11 protein-coding genes are annotated in these 22370 nt (G+C 35.7%); 4 read left to right on the top strand and 7 right to left on the bottom strand.

Annotation, left to right across the window (positions count from 1 at the left end):
• Positions 1–270: 270 nt before the first annotated feature.
• Positions 271–11610 carry a hypothetical protein gene (locus Q0W04_RS01035; RefSeq protein ID WP_298499098.1) on the bottom strand — a complete coding sequence of 3780 codons (11340 nt, stop codon included), beginning with the start codon at positions 11608–11610 and terminating at the stop codon, positions 271–273.
• 527 nt (positions 11611–12137) lie between these two features.
• Positions 12138–12896 carry a hypothetical protein gene (locus tag Q0W04_RS01030; RefSeq protein ID WP_298499095.1) on the bottom strand — a complete coding sequence of 253 codons (759 nt, stop codon included), beginning with the start codon at positions 12894–12896 and terminating at the stop codon, positions 12138–12140.
• Between the two features lie 470 nt (positions 12897–13366).
• On the opposite strand from Q0W04_RS01030, the gene Q0W04_RS01025 reads away from it, so the two are divergent.
• Positions 13367–14479 (top strand): radical SAM protein, encoded by a 1113-nt coding sequence (locus tag Q0W04_RS01025; RefSeq protein ID WP_298499092.1) that lies wholly within the window; start codon positions 13367–13369, stop codon positions 14477–14479.
• Positions 14480–14653: 174 nt separating this feature from the next.
• Here the strand turns inward: Q0W04_RS01025 and Q0W04_RS01020 are convergent, their stop codons facing one another.
• The 3 genes from Q0W04_RS01020 to Q0W04_RS01010 form a co-directional block, all read right to left on the bottom strand.
• Positions 14654–15208: an AAA family ATPase gene (locus Q0W04_RS01020; protein WP_298499089.1), complete on the bottom strand. Its 555-nt coding sequence runs from the start codon at positions 15206–15208 to the stop codon at positions 14654–14656.
• Complete coding sequence (locus Q0W04_RS01015; protein WP_298499087.1) at positions 15209–15988, bottom strand: ParA family protein; 780 nt, start codon at positions 15986–15988, stop codon at positions 15209–15211.
• 415 nt (positions 15989–16403) lie between these two features.
• Positions 16404–17705: a TrpB-like pyridoxal phosphate-dependent enzyme gene (locus tag Q0W04_RS01010; protein WP_298499084.1), complete on the bottom strand. Its 1302-nt coding sequence runs from the start codon at positions 17703–17705 to the stop codon at positions 16404–16406.
• A gap of 90 nt (positions 17706–17795) precedes the next feature.
• On the opposite strand from Q0W04_RS01010, the gene Q0W04_RS01005 reads away from it, so the two are divergent.
• Together Q0W04_RS01005 and Q0W04_RS01000 are read left to right on the top strand one after the other, a co-directional pair.
• Positions 17796–18824, top strand: coding sequence for a DUF1786 domain-containing protein (locus tag Q0W04_RS01005; RefSeq protein WP_298499081.1), 1029 nt, complete (start codon positions 17796–17798; stop codon positions 18822–18824).
• A gap of 5 nt (positions 18825–18829) precedes the next feature.
• Positions 18830–19489 carry a PHP domain-containing protein gene (locus Q0W04_RS01000; RefSeq protein WP_366938606.1) on the top strand — a complete coding sequence of 220 codons (660 nt, stop codon included), beginning with the start codon at positions 18830–18832 and terminating at the stop codon, positions 19487–19489.
• 6 nt (positions 19490–19495) lie between these two features.
• Here the strand turns inward: Q0W04_RS01000 and albA are convergent, their stop codons facing one another.
• Both albA and Q0W04_RS00990 read right to left on the bottom strand, forming a co-directional pair.
• On the bottom strand, positions 19496–19771 hold the full coding sequence (gene albA / locus Q0W04_RS00995) for a DNA-binding protein Alba (protein WP_298499075.1): 276 nt from the start codon (positions 19769–19771) through the stop codon (positions 19496–19498).
• Between the two features lie 194 nt (positions 19772–19965).
• Positions 19966–21489 carry a 2-isopropylmalate synthase gene (locus Q0W04_RS00990; RefSeq protein ID WP_298499072.1) on the bottom strand — a complete coding sequence of 508 codons (1524 nt, stop codon included), beginning with the start codon at positions 21487–21489 and terminating at the stop codon, positions 19966–19968.
• Positions 21490–21585: 96 nt separating this feature from the next.
• On the opposite strand from Q0W04_RS00990, the gene Q0W04_RS00985 reads away from it, so the two are divergent.
• Positions 21586–22299 carry a sugar phosphate isomerase/epimerase gene (locus Q0W04_RS00985; protein WP_298499069.1) on the top strand — a complete coding sequence of 238 codons (714 nt, stop codon included), beginning with the start codon at positions 21586–21588 and terminating at the stop codon, positions 22297–22299.
• Positions 22300–22370 lie beyond the last annotated feature (71 nt).

Raw genomic sequence — 22370 nt, 5'->3', positions numbered from 1 at the left:
ATTTAATCTAATCATTAATATTTATATCATTAATGACTTTTAAAATATTTGAATGATTTGAAAACTATGAATTTGCCTAATCCTATGTAGATTGGCAGACAAAGTTTAGAAAAAAAGTAAGCTTGAATCAATAATTTTAAAAAAAGCATCGATTAAAATGACAGTTAATATATTAACAATAAGTATTATGAAGTCCGGCTTCAATTAAAATTTAGTTTCAAAATAGGCAAAAAATAAAAAAGTATGGGAAATTGAATTCCCATTTTGTGTTTAATTTCTTTTTCTTAAGGTTACTCCAACAATAGCTAAAAGTGCTAAAAGAACCATTACAATCGGATTACCGGTAGCATGCATTACAGGAGCGTTTGGAACGTTGTGTTTTACCGGAGCATCAGGAGTTGGCTTATACACATCAACTGTGGACATGTCGTGATTGTTGTCCTCGTTTGGATCTGGAGTATCACTTTCCACAATAGCATGGTTTACTGCAGGAATATCACTCAATGCTTTGCAGATGAGTTTTAAGCTTACAGTATCTCCAACTTTCATGTCTCCAATAGCCCAAATTCCAGTATTTACATCAAATTCTCCTTTGGATGCAATGACATTCAGCAATTCGAAGTCACCGACAGCCCAGTCGATTACACGAACGTTTTTCGCTACATCAGGACCGTGGTTGGTTACAGTAATAGTCCATATGAAATTGTCTCCAACTTTAACCGCTTTAACATTAGCCACTTTGGTAATTTCCAAATCAGCACTGGTTTCAACAGGTTTTGGATTAGTTACTTCAGTATCATTGTTGTTGGTTTTATTGGAATCGTGTGTGGATGAACTTGCAACGACAATATTTTCAATGGTACCGCCGGAAACGGTTACTTTAGTTGTCAATGTCAATGTTGCCTGTTCATGATTTTTCAACTCTCCAATTGTCCAAATACCGTTTTCATATGCACCTTTGCTTCCTTTTGCTGCCATCAGTTGTAATCCTTCAGGCAATTCCTCTACAACTGCAACGTCTTTAGCCGCATCAGGACCGAAGTTGGTTACAACAATTGTCCAGGTAATCACATCACCTTTTTTAGGAGTTGGGTTGGACACTGTCTTGATTACGCTGATGTCCGCTTCAGGGTCAATGACGGTAGTGTCATTGTCCTTGTTGTTGTCAGTGTTGTTGTCCGGAGTGGTGGAGTTTACAACAGCAACGTTTGTAATTTCACTGTTTGTAATGTCAACCACAGTGGTTATGATTAGACTTGCGGATTTGCCGTTTTCCAAATCACCGACTGTCCATACACCAGTAGCAGGATTATAATTGCCGTTTGCATCTTTAAATATTAATCCTGCAGGCAACTTATCGGTTACTGTTACGTCTTTTGCACTGTCAGGACCATTGTTGGTTACAGTAATAGTCCAGGTAATTGCATCTCCCTTGTGAGGGTTCTTGTTTGAAACCTCTTTAACGATTACCAAATCAGCCAAAGTCTCTTTTACAACAGTAGTGTTGTTGGATGCCTTGTTGTTGCTCATGTCAGGATCATAGACTCCGCTGGTTACGGTAACGTTGTTTACGATTACCATACCGGTAGTGTTTACTTTGGTTATAATGGTTAAAACACGTGTTTCACCACTAGCCAAGTAATCAATAGTCCAGATACCTGTTTGAGGGTTATAATTGCCGTCGGCACTTACGAATATCAGGGTGTCAGGCAAGTTATCTTTTACAACAACGTCTGTAGCTCCGTCAGGACCGTGGTTGGTCATTGTAATTTTCCATTCAACGATTTGGTCTTTTACACATTCAGTTTCATTTACCTCTTTAACAACACCAATGTCCGCTTCAGGAGGAACATCAGTAGTGTTATTAGCTACATTGTTGGTTTTATTTGAATCAGGAGTGTCTGAAGTTACATTAACGATGTTTGTAATTTTAGTGTTAGTTGTATTTACTAAAGTTTCGATTGTTAATGTCTGGGTTTCTCCATTAGCCAATGATTCAATGAACCATACCAATTTGTTTGAATCGAACAATCCCTTATTTGCATTGTGAGCTTTGTAAACCAGTCCGTTAGGCAGGATATCATTTACATAAACTTTTTCAGCTGCATCAGGGCCGTTGTTTGTTACTTTAACAGTCCAGATGATAATGTCGCCTTTGTGAGCAGTGGAGTTGGATACCAATTTGATGATTTCCAAATCAGCTTCTGCAGGCACTTCAGCAGTTTCATTATCCTTATTGTTGGTTTCATTAGGATCGTATGTAGTTGAATTAGCTACAACGACGTTTCTGAGAGTTGCGTTGGTAACGTTGACCAATGTCTTAATTGTAAATTCAGCTGATTTACCTGCATCAAGCTTAGGAATTTCAATGATAACTTCACTTGTAGGTTTGGTCATTGAATCTCCGACAACTAAAAGTCCTTCAGGAATTGTATCAACTATTCTTACATTGACAGCCACGTCAGGACCATTATTGGTTACAGTAATAGTCCAGGTGATAATGTCTCCTTTCTTAGGAGTTGAATTGCTTACTGTTTTTATTACCTCAAGGTCAGCTTCAGGAGCCACATCAGTAGTGTTGTTAGCTACATTGTTTGTCTTGTTTGAATCAGGAGTGTCACTGGTTACATTAGCAACGTTGGTAATAGTCCTGTTGGTAATGTTTACAAGAGTGGTTATTACTAAGGATTTGCTTTCACCATCAGCCAAGTCACCAACAGTCCAGACACCACTTTCAGGATTATAAGCACCGTTTGAACCTTTGAATACCAATCCTTCAGGCAACTTATCGGTTACCTTTACGTTTTTAGCTTCGGAAGGTCCTTTGTTGGTTACTGTTACAGTCCAAGTGATAATGTCTCCCTTGTGAGGGTTCTTGTTTGAAACCTCTTTGACAATGACCAAATCAGCATTTTCATTTACGGTTGTGTTGTTGTTAGCCTTGTTGTTGTCTGTGTTGTTGTCCGGAGTGGATGAATTTACAACAGCAACGTTTTCAATAGTACCGTTTAAAATGTCAACAGTAGTGTTAATAACCAAACTGTATGACTTGCCGTTAGCCATATCACCAATAATCCAAATACCCTGTGAAGGATCATAAACACCATAATCAGCCTTATGAGCCTTATAAGTCAAACCAGCAGGCAACTTATCAGTCACATTAACACCTCGAGCCACATCAGGACCGTTATTGGTAACTGTAATTGTCCAGGTAATGATATCGCCGCTGTGAGGGGTCTTATTGGAAACCTCTTTGACAATGCTCAAATCAGCATTTGAACCTACATCAGTAGTATTGTTAGCCTTGTTGTTGTCTGTGTTGTTGTCCGGAGTGGATGAATTTACAACAGCAACGTTTTCAATAGTACCGTTTAAAATGTCAACAGTAGTGTTAATAACCAAACTGTATGACTTGCCGTTAGCCATATCACCAATAATCCAAATACCCTGTGAAGGATCATAAACACCATAATCAGCCTTATGAGCCTTATAAGTCAAACCAGAAGGCAACTTATCAGTCACATTAACATTTATAGCTGCATCAGGACCGTTATTGGTAACAATAATAGTCCATGAAATAACATCACCGGTCTTAGCTGTAGAATTGGATACCAACTTAATGATTTCCAAATCAGCAATTGAACCTACATCAGTTGTATTGTTTCCAGGAGTATTGTTTCCAGGAGTGTCACTGGTTGCATTAGCAATATTTTTAATGGTAGCATTAGTAACGTTTACAAGAGTGGTTATTACTAAGGATTTGCTTTCACCATCAGCCAAATCACCGACAGTCCAAACGCCAGTAGTTGCATTATAATTACCATTGGATTTAACGAATATCAAACCGGCAGGCAATTTATCGGTTACTTTGGCATTTACTGCCACATCAGGACCTTTGTTGGTTACAGTTACAGTCCATGTAATCTCTTCACCGAATCTTGGATTTTTATTGGACACTTCTTTAACAACAACCAAATCAGCTTTAGGCTCAGATGTGGTATTGTCAGTGCCGTTTGTTTTGTTTCCAGGAGTGTCACTGGTTACGTTAGCAACGTTAATGATAGTCCTGTTTGTAATGTTTACAATAGTCTTGATTGTCAATGTTTTTGAAACGCCATTTGCCAAATCACCAACTATCCAGACACCGCTTTCAGGATCATAATTACCAACATCAGCCTTATGGCCGTTGTAGATTAAATCGCCTTCAGGCAACTTATCAGTTACCCTGGTATTGACAGCAGTATCAGGACCGTTATTGGTAACTTTAATGGTCCAGGTAATTTCTTCTCCAAATTTGGTTACATTTGATGAAACAGTCTTTTCTACAACAATGTTAGCGACAGGAGGCACTTCAACAGTATCATTGTCACGGTTGTTATCCGGATTAGGGTCATAAACATTGCCGATTACAACAACTTCATTTGTCAAATTGACATTTGATGCGTTAATCAAGGTTTTAACATAAATGGTTGTTGACTTACCAGCTTCCAGAGTGACATCAATAACTGCTCTAATACTCTGTTGAGGATTTAACTGACCGCTATGGCCAACAAATATCAATCCTTTTTGAGCCTCATCAAATACATTGATTCGAGTAACTGTATCAGGACCGTGATTGATAATGGTAATGTTCCAAACTACTACATCACCCATTTTAACAGTAGTATTCATTGCGGTCTTGATAACTTCCAAATCAGCTTCAGGAACTGAAGTTGTATTGTCAGTGTCATTTGTTTTGTTTCCAGGAGTGTCACTGGTTACATTAGCAACGTTAATGATAGTCTTGTTTGTAATGTTTACAATTGTCTTGATTGTCAATGTTTTTGAAACGCCATTTGCCAAATCACCTACAATCCAGACACCGCTTTCAGGATCATAATTACCAACATCAGCCTTATGGCCGTTGTAGATTAAATCACCTTTAGGCAACTTATCAGTAACTCTGGTATTTACAGCAGTATCAGGACCGTTATTGGTAACTTTAATGGTCCAGGTAATCTCTTCACCTTTTCTGGTTACATTTGATGAAACTGTTTTTTCCACAACAATGTCGGCTCTTGGAAGAACTTCAACAGTATCATTGTCATAGTTGTTTTCCAGATTAGGGTCATAAATATCTCCTTTTACATCAACTTCATTAGTTAAATTGACATTAGATGCATTAACCAAAGTAACGACATAAATTGTCATTGACTCTCCGGCCTGCAAATTGACTTTAATTTTATCAGTTACTACCTGTCCGTTAATTAATCTACCGTGTAAATCAACAAATACCAATCCTGTTTGAGCTTTATCAGCTATTGAAATCTCAGATACAGTGTCCGGACCGTGATTGATAATGGTAATGTTCCAACCTAGAACATCTCCTTTTTTAACGGTTGAATTCATAGCTGTCTTGATAACTTCAAGGTCAGCTTCAGGAACTACGGTAGTATTGTTGTTTGCTTCATTGTTGGTAGTGTTAGGATCATATACATCGTTTGTAACGTTAGCTGTGTTGACTAAAGTCCTGTTGGTAACGTTTACCAAAGTCCTTAAGGTTAAGTTCTGTGATTCACCTTTAGCCAAGCTAGGAATAAACCAGGTAAAAGTATAGGAATCAAACAATCCTTTGGTTTTTGAATAGCCGTTTAATACTAATCCTTTAGGCAGTTCATCCCTTACATATACGTTCAATGCAGTATCAGGACCGTTGTTTGTTACAGTTATTGTCCAGGTTATGATGTCGCCTTTCTTAACAGTAGCGTTGGATACCAATTTGACGATTTCCAAATCAGCTTCAGGAGCTACGGTTGTGTTATTGTTCACTTTGTTGTTTTCCTCATTAGGGTCAGGAGTAGTTGAGTTTACATTAGCTACATTAGTAATTGTAGTGTTGGTAATGTTTACCAAAGTGGTAATAACCAGACTTACAGATTTTGTATTTGCCAATTCTCCAATAGTCCATACGCCTGTTGTTTGATTGTATTTGCCGTTTGAATCATCGGTTTTATAAACCAAACCTGAAGGCAACTTATCGGTTACAGTTACATTGTATGCAGTATCAGGACCGTTATTTGTTACAGTAATAGTCCATGTAATTGTGTCTCCTTTGTGAGGAGTCTTGTTTGAAACCTCTTTAATGATTGACAAGTCAGCTTTCGGATCTGCAGGAACATCAATGGTATCATTGTCTTCGTTGTTTGACTCATTGGTATCGTGAGTGTCTGTGGTTACATTAGCGATGTTAGTGATTTTTACACCGGAAGTGTTCACCAAAGTCCTTATTAACAAGGTCACGTTATTGTTGTAAGCCAATGTTCCGATATTCCAGACTCCGGTAATATGGTTATATGCACCGTTACTGTCATCTCCAATCCATACCAAACCTGCAGGCAACTTATCCCTTACAACGGTTTCAACAGCATCATCAGGACCGAGATTGTAAACGGTAATGTTCCAGGTAATTTCATCTCCGGATTTTGGAGTGGAATTAGATACTGTTTTAACAATTTTTAAGTCAGTTTCGTGGCCTACATCAATGGTTTCATTGTCTTCGTTGTTAGAATCATCAGGATCAGGAGTGTCTGAAGTAACATTAACAGTGTTGGTAATTACTGCTTTAGTAACATTCACTTTTGTTGTAATATATAATACTCTTGTTGCCTTATTTTCAATGTCGCCTATAGTCCATAAATTAGTTTTATTGTCGTAACTACCATCACCAGTAGCACTAACGAAAATCAATCCGTTAGGTAGAACATCAGTTGCAACAGCTTTAACCGCTACATCAGGACCGTTGTTGGTTACAATAATAGTCCAGACAATCTCGTCTCCTTTTTTAGGACCGTGGTCATTTACCAATTTTTCAATAGCCAAATCAGCTACAGGACCTACGGTAGTGGTATTGTTAGCCTTGTTGTTGGTTTCATTTGAATCAGGAGTAGTTGAAGTTACAACAGCAACATTAGTAATTGTAGCGTTGGTAACATTTACATGAGTAGTAATGATTAATTTCACTGTATCAAAGTGTAATACATCACCGATTTGCCAGATTCCCTGTGCTGAATCATATAAACCTACGGTAGCATTATGAGTTACATAAATCAATCCTTTAGGCAATTTATCATTAACGACAACATTTCTTGCATTGTTAGGACCGTTGTTGGTAACTGTAATTGTCCAGTTAATCAAGTCACCGAATTTAGGAGTCTTGTTTGAAACCTCTTTGGTAATAACCAAATCAGCGATTGCAGGTACATCGATTGTTTCGTTGTCATAATTGTTTTCGAGGTTAGTTTCATAGGTTGTAGTGGTTACGTTCACTTCATTAGTGATTTTGCCTGTGTCAACAACCTTTGTGGTAATTTTTAAAGTTTGTCTTGAATTTACTTCCAGATATCCAATGTCCCAGGTGCCTGTATTGTGGTGGTACATACCTTTTGAGGCAGGTTCATGGGAAACATATTCCAATCCTTTAGGCAAAATATCTTTTACTACAACATTTTCAGCTGTATTACGACCAGTATTTATAACAGAAATTGTCCAAACAACATTTTCCCCCTTATTAGGAGTTAAATTACTGACTGTCTTAATTACTTCAACATCAGCTTCCGGAGGAACGTAAGTGCCGTTTTCAGCCCAATTGTTTGATGTGTTGGAATCATAAGTTGAAGTGGTTACATTAGCAACATTAATGATAGTCTTGTTTGATGCCTGAACTTTTGTGTAAATTATAATCTTTGCAGTCTCGCCGACAGCCAAATCACCGATAGTCCACAATCCGTTTTGACCCAAGTGTGAAATTTGACCTTTGGTTATGTAAGGCTGTTTGGTCTGAATCAAATCAGCTGGCAAAAAGTCAATAACATAAACGTTTTCAGCGGTATTAGGACCATTATTTTTTACAATTACTGTCCATTCAATTTCATCACCATAGTGGGAAGTCATGTTGGAAACCAATTTTTGAATACTTACATCCGCTACAGTTGAAATCTGAGTGAAGTTTTCATCATAATTGTTATTTGGATTTGTATCAATGGAAGTGCTGTTAACGATAGCGCTATTTGAAATAAATCCGTCGTAAATGTTTACTCTGGTGTTTATTGTCAGTGTTGCAGTCTCACCGTTAGCCAAATCACCGATATTCCATCTGCCGGAAACAGGATTATAATTACTTCCTTTTGTTTTTGTTGAATTGATATATGTCAAACCTGCAGGTAATTTATCAATTACATATACTCCGGTAGCCTTATCAGGACCGTGGTTTGTAACGTTGATTGTCCAAGTTACAATGGAGTTATGGGAAGCAGTCTGAGTGGATACAATCTTTTCGACTCCAACATCTCCTTCCGGAGTTACATTGGTTGTATCATTGTCAAAGTTGTTTTCCGGTTTTGGATCCGGAGTGGATGAATTTACAGTAGCATTGTTGGTAATTGATTCGCCGGATATGGTTACACGAGTAGTTATAGTTAAATTCTGCATTTCACCGACAGCCATATCACCGATAGTCCATCTACCAGTGTCTCTATTGTAACTGCCTTTTGAAGCAACTGTCATTCCGTAAATTTCCAATCCTTTAGGCAATATATCATCAACATATGCGTCCATAGCTATACTTGGACCTTCATTTTTAACAAAGATTGTCCAGTCAATTAGATCTCCTTTTTTGGTATTTTTAACTGAAACCTCTTTAACAACACGTAAATCGGCACTGGAAGATACATTAACGGTTGCATTTACTGGAGGTAAATTCCATACATACATGGTATTGTTCCATACACCGTCTTTAAGTGCTTTAACCTTAATGGTAATTTTAGCACGGGTACCTGATGAAATGTTGGTAATCTCCCAAATCTGTTCAAATCCATAATTAATATATTTGATTAAGTCAGCATCCTGCAAATCATAGATGCCAGTATATTGAACACCTTCAGGTAAAACATCACGAACTCTTAAAGTCTGGTTATATGTGGAATCACCGACATTGTAGACTCTTAAATAATATTCGAAATATTCACCAGCTGAAGTGTTGGTTACATTAGCTTCCTTGGTGTAGTATATATCTACCTTAATGGTTTTGTTTGCAACGTTATTTGATAAATTCCAATCTTTTTCATTGCTGGTTACATTAACAACATTGTCAAATCTGCCTATTTCTGTGGTTGTAACTGTTAAAGTTAAAGTTTTAGATGATCCGTTTGTCATGTCTCCAACTGACCAGATATTTGTTGAAGGATCATAAGTTCCCTGAGTAGCTACCGCTGAAACAAATTTTAAAGAATCAGGAAGAATATCCCTTACAGTTACATTGGTTGCATCACTTCCCACATTTCTAACAACTATTGTGAATATTGCCTCTTCACCGACAATATAAACCTCCTTATTACTGGTTTTTGTAACACTTACATCAACATGAGGAAGAATTTCAAAGTGAGTTGTATTTGAAATAGCAGTATAGTTTTCATCATCAGGGTGTTCTGCAAAAATTGTATAATTTCCAGCGAACAATATAGGGTCCAATGTTACAGTAACATTACCATAAAGACCAGTTCTTAAATCATCTCCAGTAGTATTAAGAATTACTTTATTATCACTATCACGAGTTACAACAACATTAATAACCTGTAAATCCTCACGGTCATCCTGGTATAAATATTTTCCACCTTCACTATTTTCAACACCGTCTCTAGGGTGAATTTCATCTTTAGAGGTGGTACGTGTAGTGTTGGTTGTGGAATGATAATAAGTTACATTGTAGAGATAAATCTGGTTTGGATCTTCAGCATTGTGAATAGCGTTGATAATATTGTCTCCACCAATCATTGTTAAATTGACTTTTACCTCTTGAGTTTCATTGTAATACATAGGTGAAGGAGGCTCTGTAATTGTAATGATAACATAACTCCATGCCTGGTTGTTTAGGAAATTACCTTTTTCAATAGTTAAATTATCCCCATTATTATAGATTGCAGATCCGTTACGGGCTGTGTTTCCTGTGAAATTGGAGTTGTAAATTAAATTATGATCTCCATGGATATATATAGCTCCACCTAACCCCTGAGATTTGTCAGTGACATTAGGAAGTGCATTGTTATTTGTAAACACTGAATTTGAAATTATTGCATTGTTACCGTAGGTGTGAATTGCACCACCGTGAATTGTAGCATTATTTCCGTTAAAGACATTATTATCCAAAAATGTATTGTTTCCAAAAATATAAACACCAGCACCGCCTTTGGAAGCAGTGTTGTTTTCGAAAAGGGAACCCTGAATGGTTGAATTTTCACCATATATATAAACAGTTCCTCTTGCACAGTCGTGATTGGTGAAATTTGAATCATAAACAGAAGCATTCATACCATGAACATAAATAGCTGAACCATTACCACTATGAGCAAAGTTATCATCAAAAACACAATTTATAGCTTCATTATTGTCACCGGTAATGTGAACTGCACCACCTTCTTCAGTAGCAATGTTATTGAAGAAAGAACAATTATTTAATAAATTATTGTGACCTTCGGAATTATCTCCATCTAAACCATGTGTGATACCTCCAACCATAATAGCGCCTCCTTTTTTAGCACTATTATTATAAAAATCACAATTTTCAATATTTAAATAATCCTGACTAGAACCAATTGCACCACCATATTCTGTAGCTTTACAATCTATAAATGAACAGTTAATAATATTACTGTGACGATTTTCTGTAAGTCCTGTACCATGTAAATAAATTGCTCCACCTACACCGGATGAACAATTATAAAATACACAATTTGTAATATTTGCAGTGTTGCCCGGACTTCCAGCTACACAAATTGCACCGGAATGTCTATTTGTTGAACAATTAGTAAAATAACAGTTATTATAATTAGAACCATAAGTAACAATCATTACACCTGTTTCAAAGTCTTCTCCTTGTGGATCAGCAGGCATTAATGAATGACAATTAGTAAAGTTAACACTTTCCAAATTACAGTATCTAATTGCAAAGGTACAACCTTTGTCTGTTAAAAAATTATTGAAAGCAACATTATTTAATGTACAATAATTAATTGATGCACCCCAGCTCATATGGAAGTTTGATAATGTTAAATTTTCCAACTTACAATTTTGGAAAGTATATGCGGCCAAATAATCATTTCCATCCAAATTACCATTAGCTATAATAATATTTTTATTACAACTCAATGATCTGTATCCGGATATAGTTTTGCCCTGTAAATCAATTATATCTCCAGCCTGTGTATTATTTATTGCATTTTGAAGATCATCGAAAGTATCACCAGACAAATAGCGGATAGCACTTAATACTTCTTCATCATTAGATGCTCCCAACAATGATTCTCCCTTTTTACTCTTTAAAGATTCTTTTGAATTAGAATCAGTTACATTTTTGTCTGAACTTATTGATATTTCATTATTAATATCATTAGCAGACGTCTCATAATTTGTCGTTTCAACTTCCGGAACTGTTGGCTCAGAAACTGAAACAACCTGTTCATGTGGAACTTGAGTTAATTCGCTTGATTCTAGAGTAACGTTTTCATTAGCTGCAACAGCACCTATTGAAAAGATCGCCAGAATAAAAGCAACGACTAAAAGTTTCGCATTAATTTTCATGTTTTTACCTCATATGAGTTTCGGCTTGAAACTCTCATTTTCACGAGAAAAAACACGTATACAAATAATATAAAAATAGAATTTATGAAAGAAGTGTACTTCTACACTACTTTATAATATATAATTACTCCATATATAAATGTTTCGGAAAAATAGCAAAAAATAGAAAAATTTGGGAAAATTCTAAAAAATAAATTTAGAAAATCTACCCCTGACTAGCCCTAGTCAAATAGAACTAGTATAAAATATACTTGCATATAATATATTTCCTAATATATTATATTTGAATTGAAATAACTTTAATAAACCAGCCATATAAAAACCATTTTACCGATTTGAAATAACTGATCCGGCAACAACCGAACTCCTATAATCAACCACTTGAAATCATCCCATGATTTAAAACAATTGAATTGGTTATAGTTATTTAATTATTATCAGATTGACCCCTGATTGAGGTACATCCATCATCAAAGATAGAGTATCTACACATTCAACCACAAAATTACACAAAAAGCCGAAGCGATTCACGAAAAATCACCACGCAAAAAAGTTTCAACAGTTAAAGGTTTACAACAAAAAATAGCATCAAAACAAGGATAAAATTTTAAAAAACAAGAGTTACCAATGAAAAAGATCCTGCATTCATCACCAACAATGGAATTGTCGATACTGTATGCAAAATCAGTGCTGGTATTGGATATACAAACTATAAAGTCATCTGCTTCATCAATTTCATTATCATCTAAAAACGTCTGCATATCCTGTTTCGTTAAAAGATTATTTTTCAATTCCAGTACCTTAAGTGCACTGCGATTCAAGCTCGTTGACTTGAATGTCGTCGTCATTCCAGTATATAATATCTGATTAATTAAATTATAATTAAAAGTTGTATCATATTTTGAAATAAAAATTGAACCTTGATAATTAACACTAATTGTTTCATATGTCAATTCATCACTACTAGTCTCATCGACATTATTTATTATATTATCAATATCCTGGGAAGTCACTCCAAAGTCAACTTCATCGATATTTTGATCAATAATATCATGAGTTTCCTGAACAGAATCCAAGTTCAATTCTGCAATTTCGACTGCATCTTCACTGTCTGAGCCTGCCTGCTGACTAATATCCGAATCGTCAATCAGGTCATCCTCTTCATAACAGTAGTCGGAAGATACGTCAACCTGAGTATCCACAACATCATAGCTGCCATACTCTTCGACAATTCCCTCATCCTCCGGGACTTCATACTCCTGGTAAAAAGACCCTTCTGAATCCATAGCACTAGCTGCTGGGATCAATACTAAAATTAGCATTATTATAAGTGATAATTTTAATATTTTAGAGTTTAAGTTCATCATCGACACCTTTCATTCAATTCAATTTTATTTATTATATTAATATTGTACAACAATATTTTTCCTCAGCGTTATTTTTGATAATGTCATCAATAATAACTACTGTTATATAAGAATTTTAATAGTATATAAAGTTTACAGTTTAACTAAATTTTTTAATAAAAATATACAGTTAGATATCTATTTGATATTTATTATCAGTCTATTCAATATTTTTGAAATATTTGAAGATTTGTATAAATTACCATATTTGTTTGAAACATATTCAACAAATTAAAAAAAGTATTAAAAAAAATAGAATATTATCAATTTATCGTAAATTGTCAAATATCTGCATGGAAAATATATTGTAAAACTAATTTTTATTTAATATAATATAATAATATATATTTATGAGTACATTAGAGAAGATGAAAATCCTAACTGATTCCGCACAGTATGACCTTTGTGACTATGTAAGCCACAATAAAAGCTCTCAAATCAATCTGCCTGGAATATATGAGGCTATAGGTCATAACGGATGTAAGATTCCTCTTTTCAAAACACTTTTGACAAACAAATGCAAAAATGACTGCAAGTACTGCATAAACCAGTCAAAAAGAAACTTTACCAGACTTGAACTGTCACCTGAAGAGCTTGCAAGGGCATTTCTTGGCTATTACAATAGAGGTCTTGTCAACGGACTGTTTTTAAGCTCAGGAATAGCTGGGGATGTTGATGAAACAATGGAAAAACAGATTGAAACAGTCCAGCTTTTAAGGAAAAAGTACGGCTACGATGATTATATACATTTAAAAGTCGTGCCTGGAGCAAGCAAGGACTCCATCAAAAGGGCAATGGCTTTAGCAAATAGGGTCAGCATTAATATTGAAGCTGCAACCCCGTCAGGTCTGGCCGAGCTGTCATCAACAAAGGACTACAACAAGGACATATTGAAAAGGCTTTCCTGGATCAACAGCCTGCAGCACAAAAGTACAACATATCCAAATTCCACCCATACCACACAGCTAATTGTCGGTGCAAACAATGAAAGTGACAAGGAAATTCTCCAGAGAATGGAAAAAATATACAAGAAATCTGATTTGAAAAGGACATATTTTTCTGCTTTCACCCCAATTGAAGAAACCGAATATGCAAATAAACAGGCATGTTCAACAGACAGAACAGCTAAACTGTATAATGCCGACAGTCTGCTTAACGATTACCATTATAGCGTGAAAGAATTGATATTTGATGAAAACGACAAGTTGTCACTGACTCAAGATCCAAAGATTCTTGCCGCAAAAAACATGGACATATTCCCTGTAGAAATCAACAGAGCCCCGCTGATAGAACTGATTAGAGTTCCTGGAATCGGTGTAAAATCTGCCCGCCAGATAATATCTATTAGGAAAAAAACACCATTTACAAATAAGGAAGAATTAAGAAAATTGGGTGTTGTAGTCGATAGGGCTGAACCATACATCAAAATAAGCGGTGAATTTCAAACCACCTTTGATTTCTAGATGTTAAAGACAATATTTAAACCATCAAAGAAAATTTGATTTTAATATTTTTAGTGTAAAATCAATTAAAACAATAGAAAATATTGATGTCAAATAGATTTTTAAAAAATATCGAATAACAGTTTCAAGTGTAAAGTATAATCTATTTTGACACGAAAAAAATATTGTAAAAAATTAGTATTGGTTGAATAATTCCCATATTTCAGGGTATTTTTTGGAAACGGCTTCGTCAATCAAAGTGGAAGCTTCCTTTGAAATACTGAATTCCGGCTCGGTTTTTCTTAAATATCTTAAAACAGCCGCAGATCTTGAAGACCAAAGTGTAATCCTTGGATTTTTATCAACAATCTGGGTAACCTCATCTATATGGGATGGATCTACCTGGATTTCCGGTACTGTTTGTACGCTTTCTTCGCCAGAAATATCGCTGCTGTCCTCTTCGGGTGAGTCGCCATCTTCAGCAATTTCATCTTCTTGGATTTCTTCTTGTGCTTCATCCGGGCCATCTGAAACTCCAGCGGTATTTGAATCATCTTCCTTATCATTTTCTTCCTCGATTTCTTCAAATATGTTCTTTTGTTTTTCGCCAGATTCCTTTTCTTCAGCTGGAGATTCTACCTGTTCATTCAACATGTCTTCAAGAGACTGTGGTGAATTGCTGTCAAAATCCTCATCATAAAATTCAGGAATCAGTGAATCCAAACCTCTTCCAAGTCCTTTACCAGCCATTTATTGACCCTCCTCGTCTCTTTTGAGAATCTCTTTAGCTAACTTCAAATAAGCTTTTGTTCCTGTACTGTCAGGATCATAAATCAAACAAGGCTTACCGAAACTTGGCGCTTCAGCCAGTCTGATGTTTCTTGGAATGATTGTCTTGAACAGCAGGTTACTTTCTCCAAAATGATTCTTGAGTTCCTTGTGAACATCCTTACTGAGTCTAGTTCTCTTATCATATAGAGTTAGGAGAATTCCTTTGATTGGAGTTGGGCTTCTGAGTCTTTTTTCAACTAATTTAATAGTATTTATCAAATCAGCTACTCCTTCCAAGGCATAATACTCAGCTTGGATAGGTATCAGAACACTATCTGAAGCTACTAATGCATTGACAGTAAGAACACCTAATGAAGGAGGCAAATCTATGAATATATAGTCAAATAATGGTACAACATCTTTAAGGGTTTCTTTCAATATAATGTGATAATTTTCACGTTTTGAAAGCTCCATACCAGCACCACTGAGGGATATATTACTTGGGATAATAAACAAATTTTTAATAAACGTAGGAATTGTTGCTTTTTTAACACTTATATCCCCTATGATAGCTTCATAGATAGAATTTTCCACTTTAGTCTTATCAATCCCAAAACTAGTTGTCGCATTAGCTTGAGGATCCATATCTACAACTAAAACAGATTTTCCCATTACCGCTAGAGATGTTGCAGTATTTACAACAGTAGTTGTCTTACCACAGCCCCCTTTTTGATTCATCACCGCAATTACTTCACTCATTAAAGAATTCTCCTATTTCTGATAAGTTTTAAGTTATCAGTTATGAATTATAACTTAAAAATTACTAGTTCTAAAGAATAACGAATAAGTTATTCAGTATAAGTTAAAAGGATTAAGTTAAAACTTTTATGTGAAAACTTAAAGGAAATAACTTCTAAGTTTTAACTTCTAAGGGATAGGAATTAAGTTTTAAGTTAAAACTGCAAAGTTATAAAAAATAAGTTTTAAGAAATAACTTATCATAACTAACTTTTAACAAATAAGTTATATTTTATAACTTCTTCCTTATAAATTATTTGTTTTCACATCTAAGTTAACACTTATTTGTTAACATTAATAAGTTATAAGTTATAACAAAAAAAAGTTATCACTTATAACTTATAACTAAAAAATTATAAAAAAAATAAATGAAGGATTATTTTGCGTTTTGCATTGTTCCTTCAAAATAGCTGGCATAACCTTTAAGGTCCAACATACCATGACCTGAGAAATTAAACACGATGGTTTTTTCCTCACCAGTCTCTTTACATTTAAGAGCTTCATCAATTGCAACTTTGATTGCATGAGTGGTTTCTGGAGCAGGCAATATACCTTCATTACGGGCAAAGGTAATTCCGGCTTCGAAAACATCTCTTTGATGAGCTGTTCTAGGTTCAATATAGCCTTCTTTAGTTAAAAGGGAAACTTGAGGTGACATACCGTGATATCTCAATCCGCCTGCGTGAACACTAGGAGCAACAAAGTCATGGCCTAATGTAAACATCTTAAGCATTGGAGTAAATCCGTTTACATCTCCAAAGTCATATTCATAGCTGCCTTGTGTTAAAGTAGGACATGCACTAGGTTCAACTGCAATGAATTGTGTATCTGAATTTCCGTCAATCTTGTCTTTAATGAATGGGAATAAAGATCCTGCAAAATTACTGCCTCCTCCTGCACAGGCAATCATTACGTCAGGCTCTTCTTCAGCAATTTCAAGCTGGGTTTTGAGTTCCTGACCGATTACAGTTTGATGGAGCATTACATGGTTCAAGACACTTCCAAGTGAGTATTTGACTTCATCATTTTCAAGAGCCTCTTCCATAGCTTCAGAAATAGCAACTCCCAATGAACCAGGGTGGTCAGGATTTTCAGCTAAAATCTGACGGCCGATTTTGGTATTTTCACTTGGAGAAGCGTAAACGTTACCGTTGTAAATGTTCATAATATTTTTTCTGTCAGGCTTTTGGTTGAATGAGACCTTAACCATATAAACTGTACAGTCCATATCAAGGAGATTACATGCAAGAGAAAGTGCAGTACCCCACTGGCCAGCACCGGTTTCAGTAGTCAGTCTTTCTACACCTTCTTTTTTGGCAAAATATGCCTGAGGAATAGCAGAGTTTAACTTATGTGAACCCGTAGGCGAAGTATCTTCCCTTTTATAGTAAATTTTGGCGGGAGTATTCAAATATTCTTCAAGTTTTGTAGCTCTAAACAATGGGGAAGGTCTTCCCATCTGCATATATAACTGGCGAACTTCTTTTGGAATTTTGATATATCTTTCGGTTGAAAATTCCTGTTCAAGACCTGCTTTTGTGAAAGCTTTTTGTAGTGAACCAATCTGATCTTTTCCTTCACTGTTTTTAGGCATAGGAAGTTCAACTGGCAAATCAGCGTTAATGTTGTACCATTGTTTAGGCACTTCTTCGGATGATAAAGTAATTTTATAATTCATAATAATAGTTATAAAAATGTACTATTTAAAGCTTTGTTGTACAAAAATGTACTATACAATTATTAATATTATAAAGTACAATTTAAAATCATGAGAATATTAGCAATTGATGTCGGAACAGGAACTCAGGATATAATGATTTATGACACCGAAAAGGAACTTGAAAACTCAATTAAATTAGTTTTGCCATCCCCGCACCTGTATATATCCCAACAGATTAGAGAAATCGACAATGACATATATCTTAAGGGTGAAATAATGGGCGGAGGAAAAATAAAAAACACCCTTCTCGAACATAAGAAAAAGGGGTATGATGTTGTATTGGAAGAAAAATGTGCAAAAACTATCCGTGACAATCTAGAACAGGTCAAATCATTCGGATTTGAAATAGCCGATGGTGAAAAAGACTACAAAGACTATACTAAAATTACCTTAGGCGACATTAACATTACCAAATTATCCGAATTCCTTTTAGGCTATGATCTTGAATTTGACTTTGATGAAATTGCAATCGCAGTTCAGGACCACGGCTACAATGAAAATATGGGAGACCGTGACTTCAGATTTGAAAAGATTAGACAAAAAATTTCACATCCAATTTCACCGCTGGAGTTCGGCTTTAGAGATGATCTGCCTGAATACTACACAAGAATGCAAGCTGTAAGAAGAACAATAAAAGATGAGGGAATTGAAGACGTTCCACTGATAATGGATACAAAATTCGCTTCAATTGCGGGAATGTGCTATGATGAGATAGCCAAAAACCTAAAAAGTTTCATTGTAATAGATATAGGAAACGGACACACAACAGCCGCATCAATAGAGGACGGAAAAATTCAGGGAGTGTTTGAACACCACACATCAAGTCTCACCGGCGAGTCACTTGAAAGATACATGAAAAGGCTTGCTTCAGGTGAAATTACAAATGAAGAGGTCTACAATGACCATGGTCATGGCGCACATGTCCTAAACCCGATATCCAAAATAGAAAAAGTGATAGTAAGCGGTCCGAAAAGAGAACTTATTGAAAAAACCAATCTCGACTGGCATCATGCATGTCCCGGAGGAGATGTTATGATGACCGGAACTATAGGGCTGATAAAAACTGCATTAGGATAGATAAAATGCTTAAAATGGATTCCCATATACACAGTGAATATTCTCCAGACTCACAATCCAAAATTGATGACATCTTAAAGGTTGCACAAAAGAGAAATATCGACATCATTGCAATCAGCGACCACAATACCGTAGACGGAACAAGCGAAGTTTTGAAAAAAACCAGAAATACAGATATACTGGCAATTCCATCTATTGAGATTTCTTCATCACATGGCCATATTCTTGGTTTTGGATGTGAGGAAATCATACCTCGAGACCTATCACCTGCTGAAACAATAGACAGAATTCATGATTTGGGTGGTCTTGCAATTATACCCCATCCGTATTGCTTTTACCGGCATGGACTATTGCATAAAACTGACTATAAAAAGTTGAACATTGATGCAATCGAGACAAAAAACGCAAGATTTATTGTAGGATACTGCAATCATAAGGCAAAAAAGTTATCAGTTAAAGAAAATATTCCAGCACTTGGTGCAAGTGATTCACATTACTGGAAATTTGTCGGTGACTGCTACAGTCTGATTGACTGTGAAAAGGATATTGACAGTGTTTTAAAAGCTATCGTTAAAAACAAGACAGAAGCGCATGGTAAAGGCACTTCAAACATATATCTTTCAAAATATCTGTTTGAAAGAAATATATTAAAGAAATTTGATTGAAAAGAGCTATTCACCATTTTCAATTAAAATTTCAATAATAGAAACATTAGTTTTTTCTCCGTTATAGTTTTCAATTTCTTCAGTGGAAATCTGAATGTCTGTAACATCGGATTCAGGTACAAACCTATTTCTTACAATTTCGGCAGCATCAACTGCACGGCTTATAGCTTTACCTCTAGCTCTGAGAAGTACACTATCAGATCCTTCATTGAATTGAGTAACTACTGCCAAAACATAGTTCATGACAGGTTTGCTACCTACAAATATAGTATTATTTTCCATGAAATCACCATATAAGATTTAAGAAAGTAGATGTATATAAAATTTTACATAATAATTAACATTAAACTCTGAATATTGATTAAATATCTAAAATATTATTATAATAATATTCAAATTAATTTATAAAGAAATTAAAAAACAGTATGAAAATTAAAAATAATTAAAAATAAATAAAAAAATTAAAAAAAGTTAAATTATTGTGCTCTTTGAATTAACAATAATTTATTTATTGAGTCAAGAACTGCCAAAATACTTGCCATGACTATGTCCTGATTTGTTGACCTGCCGGTTGACTTGTTGCCGTGGGAGTCTGAACTTATTACAAATACCTCAGCCAAAGCATCTGTACCGCCGGTAATAGCTTCAAGATTATATTCCTCAAGTTCAATATCCATAGTGTCCTTAATCAAAAATCGAATAGCATTTAGTGCCGCATCAACAGGACCCACACCGGTACTGGCTGTTTCTTTTTCCTCACCGTCAATTTCAAGTCTTACAGTAGCCGTAGGTGAAACTCCGCTTCCTGACGATAAACCCAAACCCTTCAAAACTATCGGGGTTTCACGGGCAGAAGACAGCTCAGTGATTGCAATAGCTATCAGGTCATCATCGGTAACGCATTTTCCACTGTCACCCAAAGCCTTAATATCGTCAAAAACCTTACAAAACTGATCATCATTTAAATCAATGTGGTATTCCTTCAGTTTGGATTTTAAAGCATTAGCACCAGTGTGTTTTCCTAAAACAATACGGCGGGAATGGCCTACCATCTCAGGTGACATCGGCTCATAAGTGGATGAGTTGTTTAAAATTCCATGGACGTGAATTCCGGACTCGTGAGCAAACGCATTGTCACCAACGATAGGTTTGTTGACAGGCATCTTAACACCTGTAAGGCGTCCGACAAGATTGGATAAACTGTAAAGTCTTGTAGTGTCAAGGCCAAGATCAATTCCATATGCAACCTTTAATGTAACTACAAGTTCCTCCAAAGAGCAGTTACCGGTTCTCTCACCCAAACCGTTGATGGTAACGTGAGCCTGATTGGCTCCGCATTCAATGGCTGTAAGGGTATTTGCCGTTGCCAAACCGAAGTCATTGTGGAAATGAACACTGATTGGAGTCTTAAAATTATCCTTAATGTAGGTTATCAGCTCACGAGTAAATACAGGAGTCAGAACGCCTACTGTGTCTGGGACATCCAGAAAGTCAGCTCCGGCATCAACAACACCGGAAAATATATCCAATAAGAAATCTTGCTCTGTTCTTGTTGCATCTTCTGCTGAAAACTCGACAGACAGACCATGATCTTTTGCATATTCAACAGCGCTGACGGCAGTGTCAATGATCTGTTCTTTACTCATCTTTAATTTGAAGTCACGATGCAACGGGGAAGTGCCTATGAAAGTATGGACATAATCCAGACCGGAATCGAGAACTGCATCAATGTCATTTGTAAGGGAACGTGAAAGTCCGACCAATGTGGAGTCCAAATCCATGGATTTGATTTTTTTTGCTGATTCTATTTCACCTTTGGAAGAGGCCGGAAAGCCAACTTCAATTTTATCAACGCCCAAATTGTTAAGCTTTTGGGCAATCTGAATCTTTTCTTCAACTGTCAGAGCAACACCGGGTGTCTGCTCACCGTCCCTTAAAGTTGTATCAAAAATATAAATCTTATCGGCAAGATTCATATTCGCCTTTTTTAGCACTTCCATATTCTGCATATCAATACTTCCATTTATTGTTTATTATGATTATTTATTGTCTAAAAAAATATAAAAATTTTATATATTAACTACAAATCATTAAACATGAAACTCGGATTTACAACACTGGCACTGTTCATGCAACCCAATGAGAAAATCATCAATCTGGCAAAAAAGCACGGGTTTGAGATGCTGGAAATATTGGGTGAAGGACCTTTTTTTGAAAAGGAAAATCCGGAATACATTGACTGCGGACTGGACGTAAGAATTCATGGCCCTACAGTTGATTTAAACATAGCCAGTATTAACAAGGAAATAAAGGAAGTAAGTGTCAATCAGATGATTCGATGCGCCGAGTTTGCAGAAACAATAGGTGCAAAAACAGTAACCGTACACCCCGGAAAAATCGGCAGAAATGATCCGCAGTTGAGAAACTGGGCCATGGAGACAGCTATCGAAAGTGTAGGAACAATTATGGACAGCACAAATGTGGAAATATCAGTTGAAAACATGCCTGTGCGACAATCATTTCTTGCAAATACAGTTGAAGAACTTGAACGCATCCAGCAGGAAACCGGCTGTGCACTGACAATCGATACAGGCCATGGAAACACATGCAATAACCTGGAAGAAATGCTTGAGCTTAAAAACATCAGCTACTGTCATCTCAATGATAATGACGGTGTTAAAGACCAGCATATTGCATTGGGCGATGGTACGCTTGATTTGAACTTGCTTAAAAAGATAGATGTCGGAATTATTGAGCTGAATAACTTCGATAACATATTAAAGAGCAAAAAAGTCATTGAAAATCTTTAATTTATATTATTTTTTTATAAGTTATTATTTATAAGTTATAACTTATAAGTTATTAGAAGCAAAAAAATAAT

The sequence above is a fragment of the uncultured Methanobrevibacter sp. genome, assembly GCF_947170395.1.
Classification (GTDB): domain Archaea; phylum Methanobacteriota; class Methanobacteria; order Methanobacteriales; family Methanobacteriaceae; genus Methanocatella.
The sequence above is the reverse complement of the archived record's forward strand: the minus strand, read 5'-3'. Positions and strand labels throughout refer to the sequence as shown.

Bases quoted from the DNA above. Each gene is read 5' to 3' on its own strand.
- Q0W04_RS01025 (WP_298499092.1), top strand. From the start codon at position 13,367: ATGAGTACATTAGAGAAGATGAAAATCCTAACTGATTCCGCACAGTAT.
- Q0W04_RS01000 (WP_366938606.1), top strand. From the start codon at position 18,830: ATGCTTAAAATGGATTCCCATATACACAGTGAATATTCTCCAGACTCA.
- Q0W04_RS01010 (WP_298499084.1), bottom strand. From the start codon at position 17,705: ATGAATTATAAAATTACTTTATCATCCGAAGAAGTGCCTAAACAATGG.
- Q0W04_RS00990 (WP_298499072.1), bottom strand. From the start codon at position 21,489: ATGGAAGTGCTAAAAAAGGCGAATATGAATCTTGCCGATAAGATTTAT.
- Q0W04_RS01005 (WP_298499081.1), top strand. From the start codon at position 17,796: ATGAGAATATTAGCAATTGATGTCGGAACAGGAACTCAGGATATAATG.
- Q0W04_RS01015 (WP_298499087.1), bottom strand. From the start codon at position 15,988: ATGAGTGAAGTAATTGCGGTGATGAATCAAAAAGGGGGCTGTGGTAAG.
- Q0W04_RS01030 (WP_298499095.1), bottom strand. From the start codon at position 12,896: ATGGATTCAGAAGGGTCTTTTTACCAGGAGTATGAAGTCCCGGAGGAT.
- albA (WP_298499075.1), bottom strand. From the start codon at position 19,771: ATGGAAAATAATACTATATTTGTAGGTAGCAAACCTGTCATGAACTAT.
- Q0W04_RS01020 (WP_298499089.1), bottom strand. From the start codon at position 15,208: ATGGCTGGTAAAGGACTTGGAAGAGGTTTGGATTCACTGATTCCTGAA.
- Q0W04_RS01035 (WP_298499098.1), bottom strand. From the start codon at position 11,610: ATGAAAATTAATGCGAAACTTTTAGTCGTTGCTTTTATTCTGGCGATC.
- Q0W04_RS00985 (WP_298499069.1), top strand. From the start codon at position 21,586: ATGAAACTCGGATTTACAACACTGGCACTGTTCATGCAACCCAATGAG.